Genomic DNA, 21207 nt, shown 5'->3' with positions numbered 1-21207 from the left:
TTCGTGGGGGGTAGTCGGCGCTGTCTGGTGGTCGTGGCGGCGGTGTGAGATCGTGCGGTCGGCCGTCGGTCGGTGGGCGAAGACGCTTTCCGCGACCCGCCCGGACGGTGATGTATGGGAGACGGCGACGACATCGCTGAGCGCCTGCGGGATTCGTTGCGGGCGGCGGGCCGGCGGTACGCGGAGGCCCAGAAGGCGTACCGGACGGGCCGGTCGACGTCGCAGTTGCCACGCGACGAGCACGGTCGGCACAAGATCGTGTGCCGCCGGTACGTCGAGAAACGCGCGGCGTTCGTCGACGACCGGGGCCGCCCGGCGTGCTTCGAGGAGGGGCACCCGGACTGCGAGGGCTGCGCGGAGGACGTCCGCGAGGGGTGCATCCAGACGTGGTGAGTGACGCTCCCGGGGACGCCGGCGGCGTTGACGTCCCGATTGTCGCGTGCGTGCTCGCCGGCGGCACCGGGACGCGGCTGTATCCGGCGAGTCGAAGCGACCGCCCGAAGCAGTTCCTCGCCCTCGATGGCGACCGGTCGCTGCTCGCGGAGACGGTCGACCGCGTCGCGTTCGCCGACGAGACGGTGGTCCTGACCGGCGACCGGCACGCGGCCGCGGTCCGCGAGCACGCGCCCGACGCTTCGGTGTTCGTCGAACCGGAACCGAAGGACACGGGGCCGGCGCTCGCGTACGCGGCGCGCAGGGTCCGCGAGCAAGACGGCGACTGCGTCATGCTCTGCCTGCCCGCCGACCACCACGTCGACGGGGACTTCGAGGCGGTCGCGACGCACGCCGCCCGCGTCGCGGTCGACCGGGATGGCCTGGTGACGATGGGCGTCGAACCGACCCGGCCGGCGACCGGCTACGGCTACGTCGAACCCGGCGAGTTCCAGCAGACGGCGGACGGCAGCGAGTACGCACCGGTCGCGGCGTTCCGCGAGAAACCCGACCGCGAGACCGCCGAGCGACTGCTCGACCTCGAGTGTCTCTGGAACGCTGGCGTGTTCGCGTGGACGCCCGACGCGTTCCTCCGCGAGTGCGAGGGGACGCCCCTGTCGTCGCTCGCGGACGACTCGCTCGACGTCGAACCGGCGTTCGACGCCGCGCCCGCGGTCAGCGTCGACTACGCGGTCCTGGAACGCACCAGCGACGCGTACGTCGTCCCCGCCACGTTCGCGTGGGACGACCTCGGGTCGTGGGACGCCCTCGCGCGCATCCTCGACACCGACGCCGACGGGAACGCCGTGCTCGCTTCGGACGACTGCTCGGCCGGCGACGCCATCCTCGTCGATACCACGGACAGCGTCGTCGCGACCGACGACAAGCACGTCTCGGTCGTCGACTGCGAGGACCTCGTCGTCGCCGCGTTCGACGACCGCGTGCTCGTCGCGCCGCGGGATTCGAGCCAGCGCGTCCGCGAGGTCGTCGCCGACCTCCGCGAGCGCGACGCCTTCTGAGCGCTCGCCGTCGGCGCTCTAACTTCGCAGGCTCCCGCCGTCGACGGGCACCTCGACGCCGTTCACGTAGCTCGCACGGTCGCTGGCGAGGAACGCGACGACGTCCCCGAGCTCCTGGGGGTCGCCGATGCGTTCGAGCGGGACGCCCTCGCCCCACTCGGCGAGGCCGTCCGCGTACGTGTCGTGGTCGCCGCGCTCCACCGCGTCCTCGACGAGTTCCTCGATACGACTCGTCTCGTGGGCGCCGGGGAGGACGGCGTTCGCGCGGACGCTCGGCCCGAACTCGTGACTCACTGACTTCACGAGCCCGATGACCGCTCGCCGGACGGCGTTCGAGAGGACGAGGTCGTCGATGACCTCGCGGACGCTCCGGGACGTGATGGCGGTCCACGTCCCCGTCTCGCTCGCGTCGAGATGCGGGTACGCCTCTCGCAGCGTCCAGACGGCGCTCATGACGAGCGTGTCGTACGCCCCGTACCAGTCGCGGTCCTCCATGTCGAGGAACGACCCCGAGGGCGGGCCGCCCGCGGACGTCACGAGGTGGTCGATGCCGCCGAACTCGTCGGCGGTCGCGTCGACGAGCGCGCTCACGTCTCCGGGGTCGGTCAGGTCCGCGGGTTGCGCGAGGACGCGGCCGTCCCCGACGCCTTCGAGGTCGGTCTCGGCGGCCGCGAGTCGCTCCTCGTCCCGACCGCAGATCGCCACGTGCGCGCCTTCGCGAGCGAGCGCTTCGGCGCTCGCGTACCCGAGGCCGCTCGAACTCGCCGTCACCAGCGCCACGTCGTCGTCGAGGTGTAGGTCCATGCCAATGGCGACGCCCGGCGAGAACTAATAGCATGTGCCGCCGGCAGCGCTCGTCGCGACCGACGGGCACGCGGGTCGTCACTCGATGCGTCGATAGCGGTCGCCTCGACGCGCGGAGCGCGACTCGCAGAAGCGACGGGTCGAGAACGGCTCGCAGAGACGGAGGACGGCGGTTGGACTGTCCAGGTCGATGCGCTGCCCGCGACGGCCGGCTAGTTCCCCCAGAAGTTCTCGCGACTCCCGAGGCGTTCGCGGTCGACGCGCCTGCCGCTGTCGTCGTCCTCGTCGTCGTCGTCGGCTTCGTCGGGGTCGTCGTACCCGAGTTCCGCGCCGTCGCCGTCGTCGAGGTCCTCGTCCATCGGCAGGCGCTCGAGTTCGTCGGCACGAGCGTGATTCGAGTGCACGTTCGTCACCTTCACCTTCGCCTTCGCGTCCGGGAGGACGCCGTCGACCATGATGATGAAGCCGTCGTCGGTGCGGCCCACGCCCGCACCGCTCTCGTGGATGTCCGTCACCTCGACGACGACCTCCTCGCCGACCTTCACCGGCTGCGTCTTCAGGTCCGAGATGGGTTGGTCGTACTCCTTGCACCACTCCATCCCGCCGCGGTCGCCGTAGTGCTGGCATCCCATGCCGGCGACGCGCTCTGTGAATCGCGGGCAGTCGTCGGCGAGTGGACAGTCCGACATGCAACCGAGTAGCGGGCCGCAGACCTAAACGCTTGCGTTGAGACGGCCCGCGTCGACGACGCACGTCCGCCGACGACCGTCCTGGTAGTTACCGCAACCGACGACGATTACATATACGCAGTCCGATAGTGGGTAGAGCGATAGAATATGCCTGCCCTCACCTCGAGGGATCGGCTCGTAACCGCGCTCTGCCTCGTCGCGCTCGTCGCGGCCTGCGTCGTCGCGCGGGCGCTCGCGACCGAGGACATCGACCACCGGCGCGCGCTCAGCGAGCCGTATCCCGGATGGTCATTTCGGAGCGGGATGCATCGGGGCTGTCGGTTTCAGCGGGTGACGACTCGTCGATAGCGTTTTTGTCGCGGCGTCGGTCGGTCCGGGTATGCCACTCACGACCACGTCCCTCGACGCGCCCGAGTCGGGCGAACGCGCGTTCCTGGAGGCGCTCGAGACGTACGCGGAGACCGTCGACGTCGACGTCGCGTCACGGACAGCGTCCGTCGCCGGCGACCGCATCCACTACCTCGAAGCGGGCGACGGCCCGCCACTCCTCTGCCTGCACGGCCTCAGTACGAACGCCGCAACGTGGCTCCCGCTGTTCGACGCGCTCGCCGACGAGTTCCGCGTCATCGCACCCGACCGTCCCGGACGCGGGCTGTCGACGCCCGTGGACTACGCGACGGTCGACTTCCGCGAGTTCGGCGTCGACTACGTCACGGGCCTCATGGACGCACTCGACGTCGACGCGACGCGCCTCCTCGGGAACTCGCTGGGCGGGATGCAGGCGCTGCACTGCCAGGTCGACCACCCCGACCGCGTCGACCGGACGTGCCTCGTCGGCGCACCCGGCGGACTCTCCCGGAACGTGCCGTGGGTGTTCCGCCTGACGTACGCGCCGAAGGTCGGCCCGTGGCTGTTCCGGCGGTCGATCGCCGACTCGCTCGCGGACGCTCGCGAACAGTGGAACCTCATCAACCTCGAGGACGACAGCGCACTTCCCGACGCACTCCTCGAGGTCGGACTCGCCGGTGAACGCATCCCCGGGCAGACCGACAGCCTCGTCGCGCTGAACACGACCGCCGGCACGCTCCGCGGCGGGATGCACGAGCGATTCGTCGTCCGCGACGAACTCGAGGCGAGCGACGTCCCGACGCGGTTCGTCTGGGGGACCGAGGACTTCTTCTGGCCACCAGCGGTCGGCCGCCCGGTCGCCGACGCCATGCCCGCCGGCGAGATGGTCGTCCTCGACGACCACGGCCACACGCCGTGGCTCGAACCCACGACCGAAGCCAGGGACGCCATCGTCGCGTTCCTCGTCGAGTGACGGTCGGCCGCGCTCTCCGGCCGGGAGTCAGGCCGCGTCGAGCCCGAAGACGACGCCGTCGGCCGCGTCCGGGTCGTCGCCCTCGCCGCAGACGACGACGGCACCGTCGTCTCCGTCGTCCGGTCCGTCGTCGTCCCGTCGCCCCCCTCCAGTCGCAGGCAGCCCGCGAGCGACAGTTCCCCGCCGAGTGCCGCCAGGAATCGACGTCGCTCGGCCATACGCGTTCCTCGTTGGATTCTCACATGACACTGCGGGCCGAACGACACGACCCACGGTCGACCCCGCTCCGCGCCGATGCCACCGGTTGCGCGCAGCCCTTATCGTTCCGCGACGCCTACATTTCGTATGCGTCAGCCGCCGCAGGTTCCCTCGATCGCGTTCGTCCTCGGCGTCTGCCTCGTCGTCGCCGGTGTCGTCCTCGGCGTCGGCGCCATCCGGTTCGAGTTCGCGTACGCCGGCGTTACCACCGACTTCGCGGACGCCGACTGGATCGTCGACTACACGGACCTCACCGCGGCCGACCGCGACCGCGTCACCGACGGCATCGCCGGCGACAGCTACGTCACCGACAGCCTCGGCGCACTCCCTGGCCCCGGCCGCGGCCCCATCGCCGTCTTCTACGCCGGCGAGTATCACCTGTTCGCGCGCCGCACGTACTTCGACCCCGGCACGAGCTTCGGCATCGCAGCACTGGCCACCGCAGCCAGCGGCCTGCTCGCTATCGGGTTCGCGTTCCACACTCGCGACCGCCGACACGGACGGCGCTCGTACCCAGTGTAACTCGCACGACGCACGTCGACACTCGACCGACGTCGACACTCGACGCACACGGATTCGCGTCGGAAGAACCAGCTACTCAGGCGAGGGGTGTGCGTTCGGTGACAGTCAGGCGAGGGGCGTGCGTTCGACGACCGTGCCGTTCACGGTCGGGTACTGCTCGACGATCTCGCCGTCGTCGACGTCGCCGTCCGCTATCATCTCCTCGAGGAGCCACCACGCGACCTCGACGTGGTCGGACTTGACGGTGTAGAACTCCTCGGGGACGCCCAGGGCCTCGAAGCGCTCGGCGTCGACGGTGGTCTTCCCGTAGACGAGCGTGCCGTCGTCGGTGACCTCGTCGAACTCCCGGCGGATGTTCCGCGCCATCCGCTTCAGGCGCCGGCGGTGCTGGGCGGCGTCCTTGAAGACGCTCGTGCAGAAGTACACCTTCTCGTGGTCGCCCATCACGTCGAGGATGTCCTCGCGGGAGCCCTCGACGGCGCTCATGTGGCCGTCCTTCAGCTCGAAGCCCTCCTCCTGCATGCGGCGGTAGTTCCCGTCGCTCATCTCGAACTCGTTGATGTTACAGAACTCCGCCGCGCCCTCGTCGAGGAACTCGAGGAACTCGGGTTCCGCGTAGATGCCGGGGATCTCGAACGCGGGCGTCAGGCCTTCCTCGCGGGCGACGTAGAGGATGTCCTCCCACTCGGTCCCGTGCATGTCGCCCCAGAGTTCGACGGGCGGGTGGAACCGTATCTCGTCCAGGCCGGCTTCGCTCAGGCGCCGCATGTTCTCGCGGCCACCCGGGATGCCCGTGTAGAGGTGCGTGTGGTGGTCCTCGCCGAACTCGTCCTTGAGTAGCGAGAGGTAGTGGCACGTGCGGTCCATCGCCTCCTGGGGTTCCCCGCCCGTGATGGACGTGCCGAGGGCGTCCATGCGCTTGGCTTCCTGGATGACGTCCTCGTCGGATTCGACGAGGCGCTCGTTCGCGTACACGTCCGTGACGTTCTTCCGGTTCTCGCCGAGCGGACAGTAGAAGCAGTCGCGCTGGTCGCAGTAGCCGTAGACGAACATCACCATCTTGCCGCCCTTGGCGCACTGCTCGCAGCCCTTCGATATCATTCGTTGTGACGTGTATTCGCTCGGAGGGCAAAAAGCGTGTGAAACGCGCTGGAGCACGTCACTCGTCCACGTGGCCGGTGCCGCTGGGTGGTCTCGCCACCTCGTGTTCCAGTCCCGAGATGTTTTCCCGCCGCCGCCCGAAGCACATGTGAACGCATGCCACACGACGAGGACGACGAAGCCCCGGAGTCGACGACCGATTCGGCGTTCGACGGCGTCGTCGAGCGCTCGGAATCGATCATTCGTGGCATCGAGGTGGTCGCCGCGTACGTCCTCGTCGTCCTGTTCGCCATCGGTGTATTCGACCTCGGACTCCAGATCGGCGAGCAGGCGCTCACGCCGAACATCTTCGACCCCGAGGTCGTCGTCGGGTTCATCGACACCGCCTTGCTGTTGTTCATCATCGTCGAGGTCTACCAGACCGTCGTCGCGTACACGCGCCGCGACGAGACCCGCCAGATCGTCCGGCTCGTCCTCTACACGGGCATCATCGCCATCGTCAGGAAGGTCATCGTCTTCCGCACCGACACGTTCGCGACGAAGACCGACGCGGTCCTCACCGCCGCCTCGTACGCGCTCATCCTGCTCGCGCTCGGCGCGCTCCTCTACGTCGAACGCGAAGCCGTCAGCGGCGCCTAGCCGGTGGGCGGGGCGAGTGCGGCGTCACGTCAGGTCGGCGGCGTCGACGACGGTCGCAAACTCGCCGTCGAGGTGCGCGAGCGCGGCGCGATGGGAGTCCTCGGCAGCGAGGACGTCGCCGTCGTGGGTCTCGCGGTCGAACGTCGCGGTCGCGTCGGCGACGACGGTGACGTCGAACCCGCGGTTCTCCGCCATCCGCGCGGTCGTGGACACGCAGTGGTCGGTCGTCAGCCCGCAGAGCACGACGCGGTCGATGCCGCGGCTCTCGAGCCACCGCTGGAGGTCGGTGTCGACGAACGCGCCGTTGACGGACTTGTGGAAGACGGGCTCGCCGTCGGTCGGTTCCGCCTCGCTCTTGAACGCGTTCCCGGGGGCGTCCGGGCGGAGCGGCGAGTCCGGTTCGGTCGAGTCGTGTTTGACGTGGACGACCGGCCAGCCGCGTCGTCGCCACGACGACAGGAGGTCACCGACGCGTGCTTCCGCGTCGGGGTTGTTCCGGTCGCCCCACGCCGGGTCGTCGAACCCCTCCTGGACGTCGACGAGGACGAGCGCCGTCCCCGGGTCCGGCCGGAGGCGGTCGTCGCGCTCGGTCGCGTCGGACGTCACGTGCGCTCACCGTCTGTCGGCGATTTGGTCGCGTGGTCGTCGGGGGTCGCGTGGTCGTCGGGGGTCGCGTCGTCGTCGCTGATGGCGACGGGGTGGACGTCGAGCGGGCAGGCGTCGTCCGCGTACGTCTCGTCGCCGGCCGGGAGGAGGTACTGTTTCCACTCGTGGCTGTCGTCGTCCTCCCAGTCCCCGATGTGGGCGTGGGGGTGCGTGCCGTCGTAGCCGTCGATGCGGTCGTGTATCTGCTCGCGAGCGCGCTGGCCGGCGTCGGTGTCGCCCGTGATGCCCGCGAACACGCTCCGCGGCTGGAACGTCACCTCGAGGCCGACGCCGTTGTACCGGCTCGCGCGCTCGTCGTAGAACGGCGCGGCGCCCGTGACGAACATCGGTTCGCTCGCGTAACAGAACTCGAACTGGGGGTGTGCGGGGTCGGTCGCGATGTCCGCCGGCCAGGGGGCGGTGTCGGCGTCGTGGAGGTACTGGAGGACCGCCCAGAACGCCTCGCGGTAGTCGGCTTCGGTCCACGCGTCCGGGTCGGCGGGCGGTTCGAAGAACGTCACGAGGCTCGTGCGCGGACCGTGCATCTCGCGCGTCGCCAGGTACGCTTCGACGACGTCGGCGAGCGCGTCCAGGACGGTCGCGTCGAGCGCCGTGGCGCCGACCGCGTCCGCGTCGTCCGCGAGCGGGACGAACGTGTAGAGCGCGCCGCCGTTCCGCTGGGCGTCGACGCCGAAGTGGCACGGGAACTCCGTGTCGTTGCGTTCGCCGAGGAGCTTCTCGTCGAAGGCTTCGTACTGCCGGCGCGCCCACGCGGGCAGCGTCCCGTTCTCGATGCGACGCTCCACGCGGGGCTGTTCGAAGAGCCGGACCACGTCGCCGCCGACCAGTTCGTCTCGTCCGCTCGCGACGCCGGTGCTCATACGCGGATGTTCGGGCCTACGACGGTATGAACGCGTCGGAATCCGACCCTGCGCGGTCGCGGCCGGTCCGCTCGCACGCGCAGACCTGTCGGCCGAAACCAATTCATCCACTAATGTGTTATGCGGTGGCATGGACGTCGTCGCGATGGTCGCTCTCGGCGCAGTCCCGCCCTTCCTCGTGCTCGCGTGGATCGTCCTCCGGGGCAGCCCCGGGGGTCGCGTTCGCTCCCTCGCCGAGCGGAAGGACGCCGGTCGAACCGTCGACACGCACGCGGTCCACGACCGGACCGAAGCCGCAGAAGCCGCCCAGAAGCACGTGCAACAGCGAACGAACGGCCCCGGCCTCCTCGCCCGCCTCCGCGGCCGGCGCGAGGGCTGACCGCGCCCAACCAAAAACAGATAAACGGCGGCGGCGAACGTATCGACGATGCTGCTCGTGGTGTGCGTCGACCTGGACGACGACGTCGGTCGGAAGACCGACGTGGAGACGCCCGTGGTCGGTCGGGACGCGGTCGAGGACGCCGCGGTCAAACTCGCGACCGCCGACCCCGAGGACTCCGACGTGAACGTGCTCTTCCAGGGCGTGCATCTCGCCGACACCATCACCGACCAGCGCGTCGAGGTGGCGGCGGTCACGGGCAACGAGAAGGGCGACGTGCGCGCGAACCGCGCGGTCGGCGACGAGGTCGACGAGGTGCTCGCGGGCCTCGCGACGAGCGAGGAGGTGAAGGCGCTCATCGTCACGGACGGCGCGCAGGACGAGTCCGTCATCCCCGTCATCCGCTCGCGCGTCACCGTCGACGGCGTCCGCCGGGTCGTCGTCCGCCAGGCACAGGACCTGGAGTCCATGTACTACACGCTCAAGCAGGTGATGAACGACCCCGAGACCAGGGGAACCATCCTCGTGCCGCTGGGGATACTGCTCCTCATCTACCCGCTCGCCATCCTCGCCGACCTCCTCCAGCTCCCGGGGGAGGTCCTCGGGCTCTCGTCGGCCGCCATCGGGTTCTACGTCCTCGGCCGCGGGCTCGGCGTCGGCGACAAGCTCGACGCGACCGTCGACCGCGTGCGGTCGTCGCTGTACGCCGGCCGGATGACCATCCTGAGTTACGTCGTCGCCGCGGCGCTCCTCGGCGTCGGCGGCATCACGGGGGTGGAGACCCTCGACGCCGTTCGCGGGCGGACCGCGGGCGACCTCGGCGTCCTCCAGGTGCTCGCCGCGCTCGTCTACGGCGCCGTCCAGTGGTTCGCCGCCGCCGGTGTCACCACGAGCCTCGGCCAGATCACCGACGAGTACATCGCCGGCCGTCTCGAGTGGCGGTACCTGAACGCGCCGTTCTACGTCGTCGCGATGGGCATGGTGCTGTACGGCGTGAGCGCGTACTTCCTCGAGTTCGTCTCGCTCCCGTTCCTCGCTGCGACCCTCCTCAGCGGCACGCTGCTCGGGGTCGCGTCCACGCTCGCGTTCGCGGTCGCCGAGACGCACTTCGGCGGCGACGCCGAGGACGACCCCGACCGCGTCGACCCCGCGAACTGACCGCGTGGCCGCCGGTGGCGTCGCCCCCGCGGACTGACCGCGTGGCCGCCGGTGGCGTCGCCCCCGCGGACTGACAACGTGGCCCTCGGTAGGGTCGACCCCGCGAACTGACCGGTTCCTCTCTCACGTCGAAGCCGCGATACGCTGGAGCGTCGCGTGCGTGTCGAGTGCGGCGTCGACGGCGCTCGCGGCCTTCTCGACGCGTTCGTGGGCTTCGGCCCCGCTCATGTCGGGGCCGAGGACGCCGAACCCGACGGGGGTGTCGCGGTCGAGCGCGACGCGACCGAGGAGGCGAGCGGTCGCGTGCGTGACGACCTGGTCGTGGTCGGTGTCGCCGGTGACGACGACGCCGAGGACGGCGACGGCGTCGACGACGTCGCGTCGAGCGAGCCGGTCGGCGACGAGCGGCGCGTCGTACGCCCCGGGGACGGGGACGCGCTCGACGACCTCGGCGTCCCGTGTCTCGACGCGTGCCTCGGCGGCCGCGGCTATCTCGTCGGCGAGGTCCGGGTAGAACCGCGCGACGACGAGCGCGACCCGCGGCGTCGAATCGCCCGCTGCGGCGGACGCGTCGCGAGCGTCGTCGCCGTCGGCCGCGTTCGCGGGCGTCACGTCCCGACCTCGCTGGCGCGGGCCGCGTACCGCGCGAGGACGTCCGCCTCGAAGTGCACGCTGTCACCGGCGCCGCGCTCGGAGAGCGTGGTGCGGTCGCGGGTCTCGGGGACGACCGCGACCGCGAACGTCCCGCGGCCGTCGTCGACGCGGTCGACGGTGAGGCTCACGCCGTCCAGCGCCACCGCGCCCTTCGCGGCGACGTGGCGGGCGTGCCCGTCGGGGATGGCGACGTGGTACGTCCACGTGCCGTCCTCGCTCTCGCGGTCGACGCGCTCGACCGTGGTGACGGTGTCGACGGTACCCTTCGTGAGGTGGCCGTCGAGTGCGTCCCGGAGCGAGACGGGGGCTTCGAGGTTGACGGGGTCGCCCGCGCGTTCGACGAGCGCGGTGCACGCGACGGTCTCGTCGGACGCGAACGCACGGAACCCGTCGTCGGCCGTCGCCTCGACGGTGAGGCAGACGCCGTCGACGGCGACGCTTTCTCCCGGTTCGAGGCCGAGGTCGGGGGTCGCGACGTGGAGGGCCGCGCCGTCGTGGTAGTCGTCGACCGAAGCGATGCGACCGGTGTGGCGAACGACGCCGGTGTACATGCACTCCGAGCACCACTCGCCCTCCACAAACACGTTATGGGTTCCAGAAATGAGATGATGGTCGTCGGGCGAGGAGGCGTGACCACGCTCGACGCCCACAGCAGTCGCTCTCGACGAGTACAGGCCCTAGCGGGCACGAAGAGAAGCGTCGCGCGACTCAGCGCTCGCGGACGACGACGAACCGCGCGAGGTCACGGAGGTACTGCCCGGCCTCAGTGTCGTCCGCGTCGACCACCGCCAGCGCGTCGAGCGCCGCCTCCGACTCCGCCTCCGCGCGCTCGGTCGCCTCCGCCGCCGACAGCTCCGTGACCTGCACGACCGACGGGCGCTCCATCGCCTCGTCGATGCCCGTCGGCTTCCCCAGCTCCTCCGCGTCCGCCGTCTCGTCCAGCACGTCGTCACGGATCTGGAACGCCACGCCCACGCGCTCGGCGTACTCGCCGAGCTTCTCGACCGTGTACGGGTCCGCGTCCGCCGCGATAGCCCCCAGCTCCGCCGCCGCCCGGAACAACGCGCCCGTCTTCCGGCGCGCGAGCTCCATGTACTCGTCCTCGTTCGTCGGCATCGCCGCGAGCTCCGTCGCCTCGCCCTCACCGAGCTCGGCCATCGCCTCCGCGACGACCTGCGTCGCCTGCGGGTCCTGACTGAAGAGCGCGAACGCCTCCCCGAGCAGGCCGTCGCTCGCCACGATGGCGGGCCCGTGCCCGTACTCCGTCCACGCCGACGCCGTCCCGCGCCGCAGGTCGGACTTGTCGATGATGTCGTCGATGACGAGCGACGCGTTGTGCACGAGCTCGATGCCGACGCCGTAGTCGACGGCGTCCTCGGCGTCGCCGCCCGCCGCCTCGCACGCGAGCACTGTCACCACCGGTCGCACGCGCTTCCCACCCGAGAGCGACACGTGCTCGACCTGCTCGCGGAGCGCCGCCGGCTCCACCGCCGACAGCACCTCCCGCAACCGGTCGTTCACGAGCCCCTGACGTCGCTCCAGAAACTCCATTGCCAGCGCCTAGGCGCGTCCCTGGCAAGTAGGTGACGGATTGGGCGACCGTGGTTCTGCGCGTATCAATCGACCGGTCGTCGTCGCGAGCGACGGACCCCGGAGCTGTCAGGGGAACGTCGTCCGACAGCGGTCGGCGGTCGGGTCGCCGTCGACCGCGGCGACCCACGCCTGCTGGGTCGGCCCGAAGAAGACGTGGCAGGTCTCCGCCGGAATCCCGTACCAGAGGAGTGCGTGATGTTCGGCGGTCGAGTACGGCGCGTCCACGGTCTCCGGCTCCGCGACCGTCGGCGGTTCGTCGGCGAGGTCGAACGGCTCGACGACGACGCCGAACCCGCCGAGGAAGGCGACGTTCACGACCGCGGCCACGACCGCGAGTGCGAGGACGACGCCGCGGACGGCGGGAGTGCGACGGCCGGCGACGACGCCGACGCCGACCGCGACGAACGCGAGCGTGGGGAACAGGTCCGGGGCGGCGTCCAGGTCGAACGCGACGACGACGGCGAGGAACCACGCGCCGCACGCTGCGAGCGGCCACGCGCGGTCGCAGTCGCGGACCGCGGCGACCGCGAGCCCGACGAGTCCGACGGCGAACAGCGGTCGGCCCCAGTACAGCATGTTCGGTGCGCGAACCGCCCGGTCGAGCGCGCTCCCGCCCTGGGTCGCGTACCGCGAGACGAGGACGGTCTGGTTCAGCATCGCGACGACGCCGTCGACGCCCGCGGCGAGCACCGGCGCGAGGACGACGAGGCTCGCGACCGCGCCGCCCGCGACGACGCGCCCGACCGCACGGCGACCGCGTCGCGCCGCCAGCCCGAGCACCACGACCGGGACGACCGCGGCGAGCTGCCAGTACCCGACCGCGGCCGCCGCCGCCACGCCCGCGAGCACGTCGCTCGGCCCCCGACCGAGCCTGCCGTGGTCGTCGTGCGCGAGCCAGAGCGCGAGCAGGCCGGTCGCGAGCACGAAGTACTTCGCCTTGAACCCGAACCCGGCGCGGAGCGCGAACTGCGGGAGGAGGTACAGCGAACACGCTGCGGCGACCGCGGCCGCGGGCTCGCCGGTGAGTGCGTGCGTGAACTCCGCGACGAGCGCGACCGCGACGACCGCGGCGACGCAGGTCACGGCGACGTTCAGGTGATGGTACAGCAGCTGGTCGTCGCCCGCGAGCACGGAGAGGACGGCGGTCGTCTCGAACGACAGCGGCGGTTTCACCTCGAACGTCTCGACGTACAGCGTGGTGCCGCGGGCGAGCTGCCAGCCGACGTACTCGAAGATCTTCGAGTCACGGAGGCGTGGATACCCGGGACGCGAGAGCACGCGCAGCGCCGACGTCGTCTGTGCGAGCGTGGCGAGGACGACCACGAGGACGCGCCAGCGCCCGACGAGCGCGGCGTCGACGCGCCGCTGGGCGCTCGCGACCGCGGCGACCGCTCGCTCGACGCTCGACGGGAGGGGAGCCTCGGCGTGGACCATCCGATGGTCGGATGCGCGACGCCCACCGGAAAGTGTCTTCCCCCACGCTGGAATGGCAGTCCGCGGTCAGTAGTCGGTGACCTTCGACTGCACGCGGCCGTCGTCGAGTTCGCCCGCGTCGTCGTCGAAGTACGTCGCGAGCTCGTCGCGACCGACCTCGGTGGACTCGTAGAGGTACGCGATCTCGGTGAGCGACAGCGACTCGCCGGCCTCTAGCTTCCCGGTGAGGTGGTCGACGTCGAGGTCGTGGTTCGTGACGTCGAGCGAGACGGTGGCGGCGCGGTCGTCGGCGGCCTCGGCGAGGTTCACGCCTTCGCGGAGGACGGTCTCGAAGTCGAGGTCGGTGCGGTCGACGCCGCGGTAGAGGAACGCGACGGTGGAGACGAGCGCGTCGAAGGCTTCGGTGCCGTCGCGGTCCGCGAGCGAGGACGCGAAGACGAGGTCGAGGTCGCGGTCGTCGAGGCCCTCGACGAGGGTCTCGAAGTCGAGCAGGGCGTCGAGTACGCGCTGCCGGATGCGGGCGCGAGCGTTCCGTTCGGCCTGGACGCTCCCGTACGTGCGGTCGCCGCGGAGGTACGCGCGGTCCGCGCTCGTGAGGACGCCTCGGTCGCGAACTGACGAATCAGGCATAATCGGAATACGATTACGGATTTACGCGTGAAGGCAGAAATATAATTCGATACGGGTTATCTACGAGGGTTCGTCTCGGTTCGGCTAGGCAATCCTTATCAGGTAGTTCCCGCTCGTGACCGAACAGGTCGCGGTCGTCGCGAACCAGAACGGCACCGAACCGACGTCGCGCACTCGCCCACCCTGGCAGGCTCGCGAGTGCACGACCGGTCGCCGTGGCACGAGCCGAGTCCCGCACCACGTGCGTGACTCCCGTAGCCGCCGGCTTATCGCTTGCCCAACGAGGTCAGGCGCAGGCCCGCACGCCACACTCGACCGCGCCGCCGCGACCCACGGACCACGCACATGCAACCCGATACCACACCCGACGCGACCCGACGCACCGACGACGAACACCCGAGCGCAAGCACCGACGACGAACACCCTAGCGCAAGCACCGACGACGAACACCCGACCGGCGGGACAACCGACTGCGACCCCGAGGACACCGGCCTCCACGCCATCGCGCCGGCGAGCACGCTCACCGCCGTCCTCGACGCGGCGAGCGTCGTCGTCGACGAGTGCATCGTCGACGTCTCACCCGACGGCCTCGCCATCACCGCCATCGACGCCGCGACCGTCGGCATGGTCGACCTCGACCTCGACGCCGACGCCTTCGACAGCTACGACGCCACCAGCCTGCGCTTCGGCGTCGCCCTCGACCGCCTCCAGGACGTCGTCGCGCTCGCCGCCAGCGACGACCCCGTCGAACTCGCCGTCGATACCTCCACGCGAACGCTCCACGTCCACGTCGACGAACTCGCGTACCAGCTCGCACTCCTCGACCCCGACACCGTCCGCGCCCCACCGGACACCGTCGCCATCGCCGCCGACCTCGACGCCACCGTCACCGTCGACGGCCGCGTCCTCGCGCGCGCCATCGACGCCGCCGACATGGTCGCCGACACCCTCGAACTCGGCCTCGACACCGACCCCGACCGCTTCCACGCGCACGCCGACGGCGACGCCGACACCGTCGACTTCGAACGCCACGCCGACGACTGCCACGCCGTCGACCCCGCCCCCGCCGGGTCGCTGTTCTCCGTCGACTACCTCACCGCACTCACCCGCGTCCTCCCCGCCGACGCGCCCGTCGACGCCCACCTCGACGAGGACGCCCCCGTCGCGTTCGGCTACGACGTCGCCGACGGCCACGGCCGCGTCCAGCTCCTCGTCGCCCCGCGACTCAGTCGGCACTGACCACGTCACCCAGAAGCAACCGCCCACCGCTCGAAAAGAAACGACCGCACGGGACCCCGAGAGCCGTCAGGCGTCGTCGCCGGTGCCGAACTCGAACGCGTCGTCACCGAGCCCGTCACCGTCCTCGGACGACCCTTCGTCGCCGGTCGCGTCACCGCCAGCCGCGCCGGACTCGCCGCCAGCGTCAGCCAGCGGGCTCGCGTCCGCCGACGCGCCGTCCTCGACCGCGCTCGCGTCCGTGGACGCGTCGTCAGCCGCGACGTCCGCCGCGTCGAACTCCACGTCAGCCTCGGCGTCCGCGACGAACCCCTCGTCCGCCGACGCCGACGACTGCGTGTCGAAACGGTCGAGCGCCTGACTCAACTGCGAGGCACGCTGCGCGAGATGCCCCGCGCTCTCCGTGACCTCCGAGAGCGACGCCGTCTGCTCCTCGGCCGCCGCCGCCACGTTCTCCGCCTCCGACGTCGTCTCCTCGCTGATCGTCGCCGCCTCCGACACCATCGCGACGACCTCCTCGGTGCTCGCCGCCTGCTCCTCGGTCGTCGCCGAGATCTCCTGGACGCCCTCGTTCGTCTCCTGGGCGTACGCCGCGATCTCGTCGAGCGCGCCCGCGGCATCCTCGACGCGCTCCGTGTGCTCCGCGACCTGGTCCGCGGTCTGCTGGACCTCCGCGACCGTCGCGTCCGTCTGATCCTGGATGCTCTCCAGGCGCGCCTCGATGTCGTCGGCCGCGTCCTTCGTCTCGCTCGCGAGCTCCTTGACCTCCTGTGCGACGACCGCGAACCCCTCGTCCTCGGCCGCCGCCTCGCTCCCGCCACGAGACGCCTCGATGTTCGCGTTCAGCGCGAGCATGTTCGTCTCCTTCGCGATGTCGCCGATGAACTCGATGAGCTCGTCGATCTGGGCCATCTCGCTCTCGAGGTCCTCGATCGCCGCAACCGCGGACTCCGACCCGGACTCGAGCTCCGCCATCCCCTCGATGGCGTCCTCCGCCGCGTCCCGCCCCTCGCGACCGGTCTCGGCGGTCCGCTCGGCGATGTCCGCGACCTCGTTCGTCGTCGCCGCGATCTCCTCGGTCGTCGTCGACAGCGACTCCATCTCGCCACTGACCGCCTGGAACTGCTCGTTCTGGCGTTCCGCACCGTCGCTGATGGACTGCACGCTCTCGCTGACCTGCCGACTCGCGCTCTGGACCTCCTCGCTCGACGCAGTGACCTCCTCGCTCGCGCTCGCGACGTCCGTCGCGAACGTCCGCAGGTTCGCGACCGTCCGGTCGATCTCGCCGATCATCCCGTTGAACTCGCGCGCGATCTCGGACATCGCCTCGTTCTCCGACGCCGTATCCATCCGCGCCGTCAGGTCACCGTCGCTGACCGACCCCATCACGTCGCTGTACTCGTCGGCCTTCCGCTCCAGGTGCCGGTTCAACTGCTCGGCCTCCTCGCGAGCCGTCTCGGCGCGCTCCCGTGCCGTCTCGGCCTCCTGGATCTGGTCGCGGAGCGAGTCGCGCATCGACTCGAACGCCCCGTACAGCCGGCCGATCTCGTCGACGCGGTTCGTCTGCAGGTCGACGTTCAACTCGCCGTCCTCCATCTCGCTCGCACGGTCACGGAGACGCGCCAGCGGCGTCACCGTCTGCCGGCCGAGCACGACCGCGCCGACCGCGAGCATCCCGAGCGCCGACAGCACGATGAACAACACGTACTGCCCGACCGCGTTCCTGACCTGGAACGCCTGCGCGGTGTCGACGCTCGTCATCGCCACCCAGTCCGTGCCGTCGACGCGCGAGTACGCGTACACCTCGCCGTCGGCCTGCTGGAACTGCGGGTCGCCGGACTCGCGAGCCGTCGAGAGCGCGTTACCGTGCAGCGACGACTCGACCTGACTCCCCGAATCCAGGACCGTCCCGCCGCTCGCGTTCACGATCTGGGTCTGGCCGGCCGTCTCACCGCCCTTGACCGTGTCGAGACGCGACTGGATGCGCGTCACGACGACCACGTACCGGTCGTCGGTGTTCGGGACCGCGCTCGCGAACGCCACCACCTGGCCGCGCGTGTACGGCATCAGCGGCGACTCGTACGAACTGTTCGAGATCCACACGCGGTCCGACGCCTCCGCGGACCCCGAGGTCACCTGCGCGTTCGCCCACGGCACGCCGAGCTTCGACAGTTCGAACCCGGATATCGGGTCCGTGCTCGCCATCACGCTGTTCGTGGAGCTGTTCACGAGGTGGATGCCGAGGATGTCGTCGGACAACCGCGATTGCTCGGTCTGCAGGTACGACTCCGCGTCGCCGGTCGTCCGCAGCGAACCGCCGGCGGACACCGACCGCGTCTGGTCGCGGATGCTCTCGGTCCACCCCGAGAGCGCCGCCGCCCGCAGGTCGCTCGCCTCGCGGAGCTGGGACTTCGTGTTCGTCTCCACGGTCTGCTTCGTCTGCTGGTAGCCGTAGAATCCCGCCGCGCCGATGACGAGGACGACGAGGAGGATGGATACCGCGAACTTCACCGAGTACCGCCGCCGGACGAATCCGGGCGTCAGCATCGCCGCGATGGAGGTATCGTCGCTCATCTCAGTTCCCCTCCGGCGTCGTCGGGACGCTGATGTCGCCGTTCACGATGCCTTCGCGGGACGCCGCGACCGCGTCGACGACGTCCCCCGGGATCTCGCCTCCGAGGGAGCTGCCGTAGACGAGTTCGACGCCGTTCTCGGCGAGCCCGAGCGAGTTGACGCTCCCACCCTGGAACGCCCCGTCGACGACGTTCCCGACCGCCTGGAAGACGGCGGTGTCGACGCGCTTGACCATGCTCGCGGGGATGACGTTCGCGTACCGCGGGTCGCTCTCGGACTGGTCTGAGTCCACGCCCATCGCGAACCGCCCGCGTTCCTGCGCGGCCTGGAACACGCCGAGGCCAGTGCCGCCAGCGGCGTGATAGACGACGTCCGCACCGTCGTCGTACATCTTCGCGGCGGCCTCCTTCCCGCCCTCGACGTCGTCGAACGCGCCGACGTACGTCGTCTGCACGTCGACCGGTTCGTCGACCTGGTCGACGCCGGCCCTGAACCCGGCCTCGAACTTCTTGATGAGTCCGGACTCGATGCCGCCGACGAACCCGACGGTCGTCGCGTCCGGGTTCGTGCGCCCGGCGCCCGCGGCGAACTCTCGCGTCGAGAGGAGCGCGGACAGGTGGCCGACGAGGAACGACCCTTCGTGTTCCTTGAAGACGTAGTTCGCGACGTTGTCGCGGTCGACGACGGAGTCGATGAGCATGAACCGCTGGTCGTCGTGAGCCTTCGCGGTCTGCTTGAGCGGGTCCGTCTGGAGGAACCCGACGCAGACCGCGAGGTCGAAGTCCGGGTTCGACGAGGCGGCGTACCCGCTCTGCAGGTCCTGCATCTCGTCGGGCGACGCCGGTACCTCGTTCTTGTACTCGACGCCGTACTCGACGCGGGAGCGCTTGATGCCACGGTTGGCCATGTCGTTGAACGAGTCGTCGCCGAGGCCACCGGTCGCGTACACCATCCCCACGTAGGTGTCGCTGTCGTCGAACTGTTTGGTCGTCGTCGTCGGTACGTCGTCGTCGTCGCCGGCACCCACCCCGGGTAACCGCGACGCACACCCCGCCAATGCGGCCGCACTGACAGTTGCGCTCGCTGCCAGGACACCCCGTCTTGACTTCATGACGAGACACGTTATTCAAGTCTATCACTTAAGCGTACTCGCCCCGCTCGCCGATGTGAGTGACAGTCTCACTCAGGGAGCTCCGTCCTCCGGCGCGGAGCGAACCGATGGCAAGCGACGCCCCGAACATACAACCGAGGGAGAGACCCCCGAAACAAAGAACTGTCGCTCCGGCAATACATATCGGCGACAGCACCCGACCCTCACCCACACCTATCAGATACTCTGTAGTACTATCCGTGTTCCAGACCACCCCATCGAGCGACCACCAACCACTCTCATCGTCACCCCCACCACTCGACCCACTCGCCGCTCGCTCTAGCTCACGGGACCGAAAACGTGTGCGAAAAGACGACCGCGAAAGCCCGCGTCGCGTTACCCTTCGAACTCCTCGATGAGCGCCGGCACGACCTCGAAGAGGTCGTCCACGATACCGTAATCCGCGATGTCGTAGATCGGCGCGTTCGGGTCCGTGTTGATCGCGACGATGTTCTCCGCACCCTTCATCCCGGCGACGTGCTGAACGGCGCCCGAGATACCGATAGCGATGTAGAAGTCCGGCGTCACGACCTTCCCGGACTGCCCGACCTGCCGGTTCTTCGGGAGCCAGCCGTTGTCGACGATGGGGCGCGACGACGACAACGTCGCATCGAGCGCGTCCGCGAGGTCACGCACGAGGTCGAGGTTCTCCTCCTCCTCGATGCCACGACCCACGGAGACGAGGACGTCAGCTTCCGTGATGTCGACGTCACCGCCACCGACCTCCTCGAAGCCCTTCACCGTCGACTTCACCGCATCCTCGTCGACGGTCGCATCGAACGCCTCGATGCTGGCATCGCCCGCGGTCTCCGTCGCCGGCCACTCCGCACTCCGGATGGAGACCGCAACGGACTCCGCTTCGACCTCCGTCGTCGTCTCCACCTTCCCACTGTACATCTCGCGCGTCGCCGTCAACGTCGACCCGTCGAACTCGACGCCGACCGCATCACTCACGTACGTCAGGTCGAGCGCGTTCGCGACCGCCGGCCCGTAATCCAGGCCGTTCACGCTGTTCGGCGTCAACAGGACCTGCGGGTCGACCGCGTCGTAGACCTGCTCGACGACCTGCGCGTACACGTCGTGATTGAACTCCTCGCCGTGGTCGACGGTGTGGATCGCGTCCACGCCCTCGAGGTTCAGCGCCTCGGCGTGCGCGTCCACGTCACCCGAGATGACCGCCAGATGGAGGTCACCGCCCGTCGCGTCCGCGACCTCGCTCCCGACCGTCACCAGCTCGTAGGAGACGTCACGGAGCTCGCCACGACGATGTTCGGCGACCGCGAGCACGTCACTCATTGGCCGACACCTCCGTCACGGAGAACCTCCGCAAGCTGTCCCGCCGTCTCGTCCGGACTCCCCTCGAACAACGTCGCATCACTCTCGGTCTCGGGCTCGTACATGTCCACGATCTCCAGGTCGGACTCGGCGACGTCAGCCGACAGGCCGAGGTCGTCGAGCGTCATCGGCTTGATCTCCTTCCGCTGGGCCTGCCGGATGCCACGCAGGCTCGCGTACCGCGGCTCGTTGATGCCCGTCTGGATCGTCAGCACCGCCGGGAGATCCACGTCCGTCAGCTCCTCGACGCCGCCCTCGAGTTCGCGGCGCACGCTCGCAACGCCACCCTCGACGTCCAACTCGAGGTCGTTCACGACCGCCGCCCACTCGAACCCGACCTCGTCCGCGAGCGAGACGCCGGTCGCACCGAACCCGTCGTCGTCCGCCTGCACGCCAGACAGCACGAGGTCCGGCTCCTCCTCCTCGACGACCGCCGCCAGGAGGTTCGTCTTCGCCTCAACGTCGAGCATCTCCGCGTCCTCGAGGGAGTCGTCCCACACGCGAACGGCGCGATCCGCGCCCTTCGCGAGCGCCATCCGGATCGTCTCCTCGGAGCGCTCCGGGCCGATCGTGACCGAGACGACCTCGACGTCGTCCTCGGACTCGCTTATCTGTACGCCTTCCTCGATGGCGTAGTCGTCCCACTCGTTGAGGTCGTACTCGAGGTACGCCTCGTCGATGGCTGTTCCGTCGATCTCGAACTCATCTTCGACGGCAGCCACCTCCTTGACGGTGACGAGAACCTTCATCGTC

The 21207-nt window shown here is 69.8% G+C and carries 22 protein-coding genes; 8 read left to right on the top strand and 14 right to left on the bottom strand.

All coding sequences use genetic code 11. The features are described from left to right. Positions 1-114 precede the first annotated feature (114 nt). Both LI336_RS19975 and LI336_RS19970 read left to right on the top strand, forming a co-directional pair. The gene (locus LI336_RS19975; RefSeq protein WP_227134942.1) at positions 115-393 is read left to right on the top strand and encodes a DUF7091 family protein; all 279 of its coding nucleotides are present in this window, start codon (positions 115-117) and stop codon (positions 391-393) included. Next, on the top strand, positions 387-1451 hold the full coding sequence (locus tag LI336_RS19970) for a mannose-1-phosphate guanylyltransferase (protein WP_227134941.1): 1065 nt from the start codon (positions 387-389) through the stop codon (positions 1449-1451). The genes LI336_RS19975 and LI336_RS19970 overlap by 7 nt, the downstream gene beginning before the upstream one ends. 18 nt (positions 1452-1469) lie before the next feature. Here LI336_RS19970 and LI336_RS19965 read toward each other — a convergent pair whose 3' ends face one another. Together LI336_RS19965 and LI336_RS19960 are read right to left on the bottom strand one after the other, a co-directional pair. Further along, positions 1470-2255 carry an SDR family oxidoreductase gene (locus LI336_RS19965; protein ID WP_227134940.1) on the bottom strand — a complete coding sequence of 262 codons (786 nt, stop codon included), beginning with the start codon at positions 2253-2255 and terminating at the stop codon, positions 1470-1472. A 212-nt stretch (positions 2256-2467) separates the two neighbouring features. Next, entirely contained in the window at positions 2468-2944 is a 477-nt protein-coding gene (locus LI336_RS19960) for a TRAM domain-containing protein (protein ID WP_227134939.1), read from the bottom strand. Between the two features lie 379 nt (positions 2945-3323). Here LI336_RS19960 and LI336_RS19955 point away from each other — a divergent pair, with 379 nt between their 5' ends. Both LI336_RS19955 and LI336_RS19950 read left to right on the top strand, forming a co-directional pair. After that, positions 3324-4265, top strand: a complete 942-nt coding sequence (locus LI336_RS19955) for an alpha/beta fold hydrolase (RefSeq protein ID WP_227134938.1) — start codon at positions 3324-3326, stop codon at positions 4263-4265. Positions 4266-4610: 345 nt separating this feature from the next. Then, positions 4611-5045, top strand: a complete 435-nt coding sequence (locus tag LI336_RS19950; protein ID WP_227134937.1) for a hypothetical protein — start codon at positions 4611-4613, stop codon at positions 5043-5045. A gap of 105 nt (positions 5046-5150) precedes the next feature. On the opposite strand, the gene LI336_RS19945 is transcribed toward LI336_RS19950, so the two are convergent. Then, positions 5151-6146 carry a radical SAM protein gene (locus LI336_RS19945; protein WP_227134936.1) on the bottom strand — a complete coding sequence of 332 codons (996 nt, stop codon included), beginning with the start codon at positions 6144-6146 and terminating at the stop codon, positions 5151-5153. Positions 6147-6302: 156 nt separating this feature from the next. On the opposite strand from LI336_RS19945, the gene LI336_RS19940 reads away from it, so the two are divergent. After that, positions 6303-6785, top strand: a complete 483-nt coding sequence (locus LI336_RS19940; protein WP_227134935.1) for a phosphate-starvation-inducible PsiE family protein — start codon at positions 6303-6305, stop codon at positions 6783-6785. A 24-nt stretch (positions 6786-6809) separates the two neighbouring features. Here LI336_RS19940 and LI336_RS19935 read toward each other — a convergent pair whose 3' ends face one another. Next, a complete protein-coding gene (locus LI336_RS19935) occupies positions 6810-7391 on the bottom strand; it encodes a cysteine hydrolase family protein (RefSeq protein WP_227134934.1) in 582 nt (193 codons plus the stop codon). Beyond that, complete coding sequence (locus LI336_RS19930) at positions 7388-8311, bottom strand: YqcI/YcgG family protein (RefSeq protein WP_227134933.1); 924 nt, start codon at positions 8309-8311, stop codon at positions 7388-7390. Before LI336_RS19930 ends, LI336_RS19935 begins: the two co-directional genes overlap by 4 nt. Positions 8312-8441: 130 nt before the next feature. Here LI336_RS19930 and LI336_RS19925 point away from each other — a divergent pair, with 130 nt between their 5' ends. Both LI336_RS19925 and LI336_RS19920 read left to right on the top strand, forming a co-directional pair. Next, a complete protein-coding gene (locus tag LI336_RS19925; protein ID WP_227134932.1) occupies positions 8442-8690 on the top strand; it encodes a hypothetical protein in 249 nt (82 codons plus the stop codon). 48 nt (positions 8691-8738) lie between these two features. Further along, complete coding sequence (locus tag LI336_RS19920; protein WP_227134931.1) at positions 8739-9848, top strand: DUF373 family protein; 1110 nt, start codon at positions 8739-8741, stop codon at positions 9846-9848. Positions 9849-9971: 123 nt separating this feature from the next. Here LI336_RS19920 and ribH read toward each other — a convergent pair whose 3' ends face one another. From ribH to LI336_RS19895, 5 genes are all read right to left on the bottom strand, one after another. After that, positions 9972-10460: a 6,7-dimethyl-8-ribityllumazine synthase gene (gene ribH / locus LI336_RS19915; protein WP_227134930.1), complete on the bottom strand. Its 489-nt coding sequence runs from the start codon at positions 10458-10460 to the stop codon at positions 9972-9974. Further along, positions 10457-11053 carry a riboflavin synthase gene (locus tag LI336_RS19910; protein ID WP_227134929.1) on the bottom strand — a complete coding sequence of 199 codons (597 nt, stop codon included), beginning with the start codon at positions 11051-11053 and terminating at the stop codon, positions 10457-10459. Before LI336_RS19910 ends, ribH begins: the two co-directional genes overlap by 4 nt. 157 nt (positions 11054-11210) lie before the next feature. Beyond that, positions 11211-12053, bottom strand: coding sequence for a polyprenyl synthetase family protein (locus tag LI336_RS19905; protein WP_227134928.1), 843 nt, complete (start codon positions 12051-12053; stop codon positions 11211-11213). A gap of 108 nt (positions 12054-12161) precedes the next feature. Further along, positions 12162-13529, bottom strand: coding sequence for a DolP-mannose mannosyltransferase (locus LI336_RS19900; RefSeq protein ID WP_227134927.1), 1368 nt, complete (start codon positions 13527-13529; stop codon positions 12162-12164). Between the two features lie 66 nt (positions 13530-13595). Next, complete coding sequence (locus tag LI336_RS19895) at positions 13596-14159, bottom strand: DUF8102 family protein (RefSeq protein WP_227134926.1); 564 nt, start codon at positions 14157-14159, stop codon at positions 13596-13598. A gap of 345 nt (positions 14160-14504) precedes the next feature. On the opposite strand from LI336_RS19895, the gene LI336_RS19890 reads away from it, so the two are divergent. Continuing rightward, entirely contained in the window at positions 14505-15398 is an 894-nt protein-coding gene (locus LI336_RS19890; RefSeq protein ID WP_227134925.1) for a DNA polymerase sliding clamp, read from the top strand. Positions 15399-15464: 66 nt separating this feature from the next. Here the strand turns inward: LI336_RS19890 and LI336_RS19885 are convergent, their stop codons facing one another. From LI336_RS19885 to LI336_RS19870, 4 genes are all read right to left on the bottom strand, one after another. Further along, a complete protein-coding gene (locus tag LI336_RS19885; protein WP_227134924.1) occupies positions 15465-17969 on the bottom strand; it encodes a methyl-accepting chemotaxis protein in 2505 nt (834 codons plus the stop codon). A 1-nt stretch (position 17970) separates the two neighbouring features. Continuing rightward, on the bottom strand, positions 17971-19080 hold the full coding sequence (locus LI336_RS19880) for a BMP family lipoprotein (protein WP_227134923.1): 1110 nt from the start codon (positions 19078-19080) through the stop codon (positions 17971-17973). Positions 19081-19455: 375 nt separating this feature from the next. Then, positions 19456-20415 carry an electron transfer flavoprotein subunit alpha/FixB family protein gene (locus LI336_RS19875; protein ID WP_227134922.1) on the bottom strand — a complete coding sequence of 320 codons (960 nt, stop codon included), beginning with the start codon at positions 20413-20415 and terminating at the stop codon, positions 19456-19458. Beyond that, a complete protein-coding gene (locus tag LI336_RS19870) occupies positions 20412-21203 on the bottom strand; it encodes an electron transfer flavoprotein subunit beta/FixA family protein (RefSeq protein WP_227134921.1) in 792 nt (263 codons plus the stop codon). Before LI336_RS19870 ends, LI336_RS19875 begins: the two co-directional genes overlap by 4 nt. Positions 21204-21207 lie beyond the last annotated feature (4 nt).

The sequence above is a fragment of the Halorubellus salinus genome (assembly GCF_020567525.1).
Lineage (GTDB): Archaea > Halobacteriota > Halobacteria > Halobacteriales > Natrialbaceae > Halorubellus > Halorubellus salinus.
This window is presented reverse-complemented; position numbering and strand designations above follow the sequence as displayed.

Excerpts from the sequence above, each read along its gene's own strand:
- LI336_RS19965 (WP_227134940.1), bottom strand. The coding sequence starts at position 2,255 with ATGGACCTACACCTCGACGACGACGTGGCGCTGGTGACGGCGAGTTCG.
- LI336_RS19940 (WP_227134935.1), top strand. The coding sequence starts at position 6,303 with ATGCCACACGACGAGGACGACGAAGCCCCGGAGTCGACGACCGATTCG.
- LI336_RS19925 (WP_227134932.1), top strand. The coding sequence starts at position 8,442 with ATGGACGTCGTCGCGATGGTCGCTCTCGGCGCAGTCCCGCCCTTCCTC.
- LI336_RS19960 (WP_227134939.1), bottom strand. The coding sequence starts at position 2,944 with ATGTCGGACTGTCCACTCGCCGACGACTGCCCGCGATTCACAGAGCGC.
- LI336_RS19870 (WP_227134921.1), bottom strand. The coding sequence starts at position 21,203 with ATGAAGGTTCTCGTCACCGTCAAGGAGGTGGCTGCCGTCGAAGATGAG.
- LI336_RS19880 (WP_227134923.1), bottom strand. The coding sequence starts at position 19,080 with ATGAAGTCAAGACGGGGTGTCCTGGCAGCGAGCGCAACTGTCAGTGCG.
- LI336_RS19900 (WP_227134927.1), bottom strand. The coding sequence starts at position 13,529 with ATGGTCCACGCCGAGGCTCCCCTCCCGTCGAGCGTCGAGCGAGCGGTC.
- LI336_RS19955 (WP_227134938.1), top strand. The coding sequence starts at position 3,324 with ATGCCACTCACGACCACGTCCCTCGACGCGCCCGAGTCGGGCGAACGC.
- LI336_RS19895 (WP_227134926.1), bottom strand. The coding sequence starts at position 14,159 with ATGCCTGATTCGTCAGTTCGCGACCGAGGCGTCCTCACGAGCGCGGAC.
- LI336_RS19975 (WP_227134942.1), top strand. The coding sequence starts at position 115 with ATGGGAGACGGCGACGACATCGCTGAGCGCCTGCGGGATTCGTTGCGG.
- LI336_RS19930 (WP_227134933.1), bottom strand. The coding sequence starts at position 8,311 with ATGAGCACCGGCGTCGCGAGCGGACGAGACGAACTGGTCGGCGGCGAC.
- LI336_RS19920 (WP_227134931.1), top strand. The coding sequence starts at position 8,739 with ATGCTGCTCGTGGTGTGCGTCGACCTGGACGACGACGTCGGTCGGAAG.
- LI336_RS19875 (WP_227134922.1), bottom strand. The coding sequence starts at position 20,415 with ATGAGTGACGTGCTCGCGGTCGCCGAACATCGTCGTGGCGAGCTCCGT.
- LI336_RS19950 (WP_227134937.1), top strand. The coding sequence starts at position 4,611 with ATGCGTCAGCCGCCGCAGGTTCCCTCGATCGCGTTCGTCCTCGGCGTC.
- LI336_RS19945 (WP_227134936.1), bottom strand. The coding sequence starts at position 6,146 with ATGATATCGAAGGGCTGCGAGCAGTGCGCCAAGGGCGGCAAGATGGTG.
- LI336_RS19905 (WP_227134928.1), bottom strand. The coding sequence starts at position 12,053 with ATGGAGTTTCTGGAGCGACGTCAGGGGCTCGTGAACGACCGGTTGCGG.
- LI336_RS19890 (WP_227134925.1), top strand. The coding sequence starts at position 14,505 with ATGCAACCCGATACCACACCCGACGCGACCCGACGCACCGACGACGAA.
- LI336_RS19885 (WP_227134924.1), bottom strand. The coding sequence starts at position 17,969 with ATGAGCGACGATACCTCCATCGCGGCGATGCTGACGCCCGGATTCGTC.
- LI336_RS19910 (WP_227134929.1), bottom strand. The coding sequence starts at position 11,053 with ATGTACACCGGCGTCGTTCGCCACACCGGTCGCATCGCTTCGGTCGAC.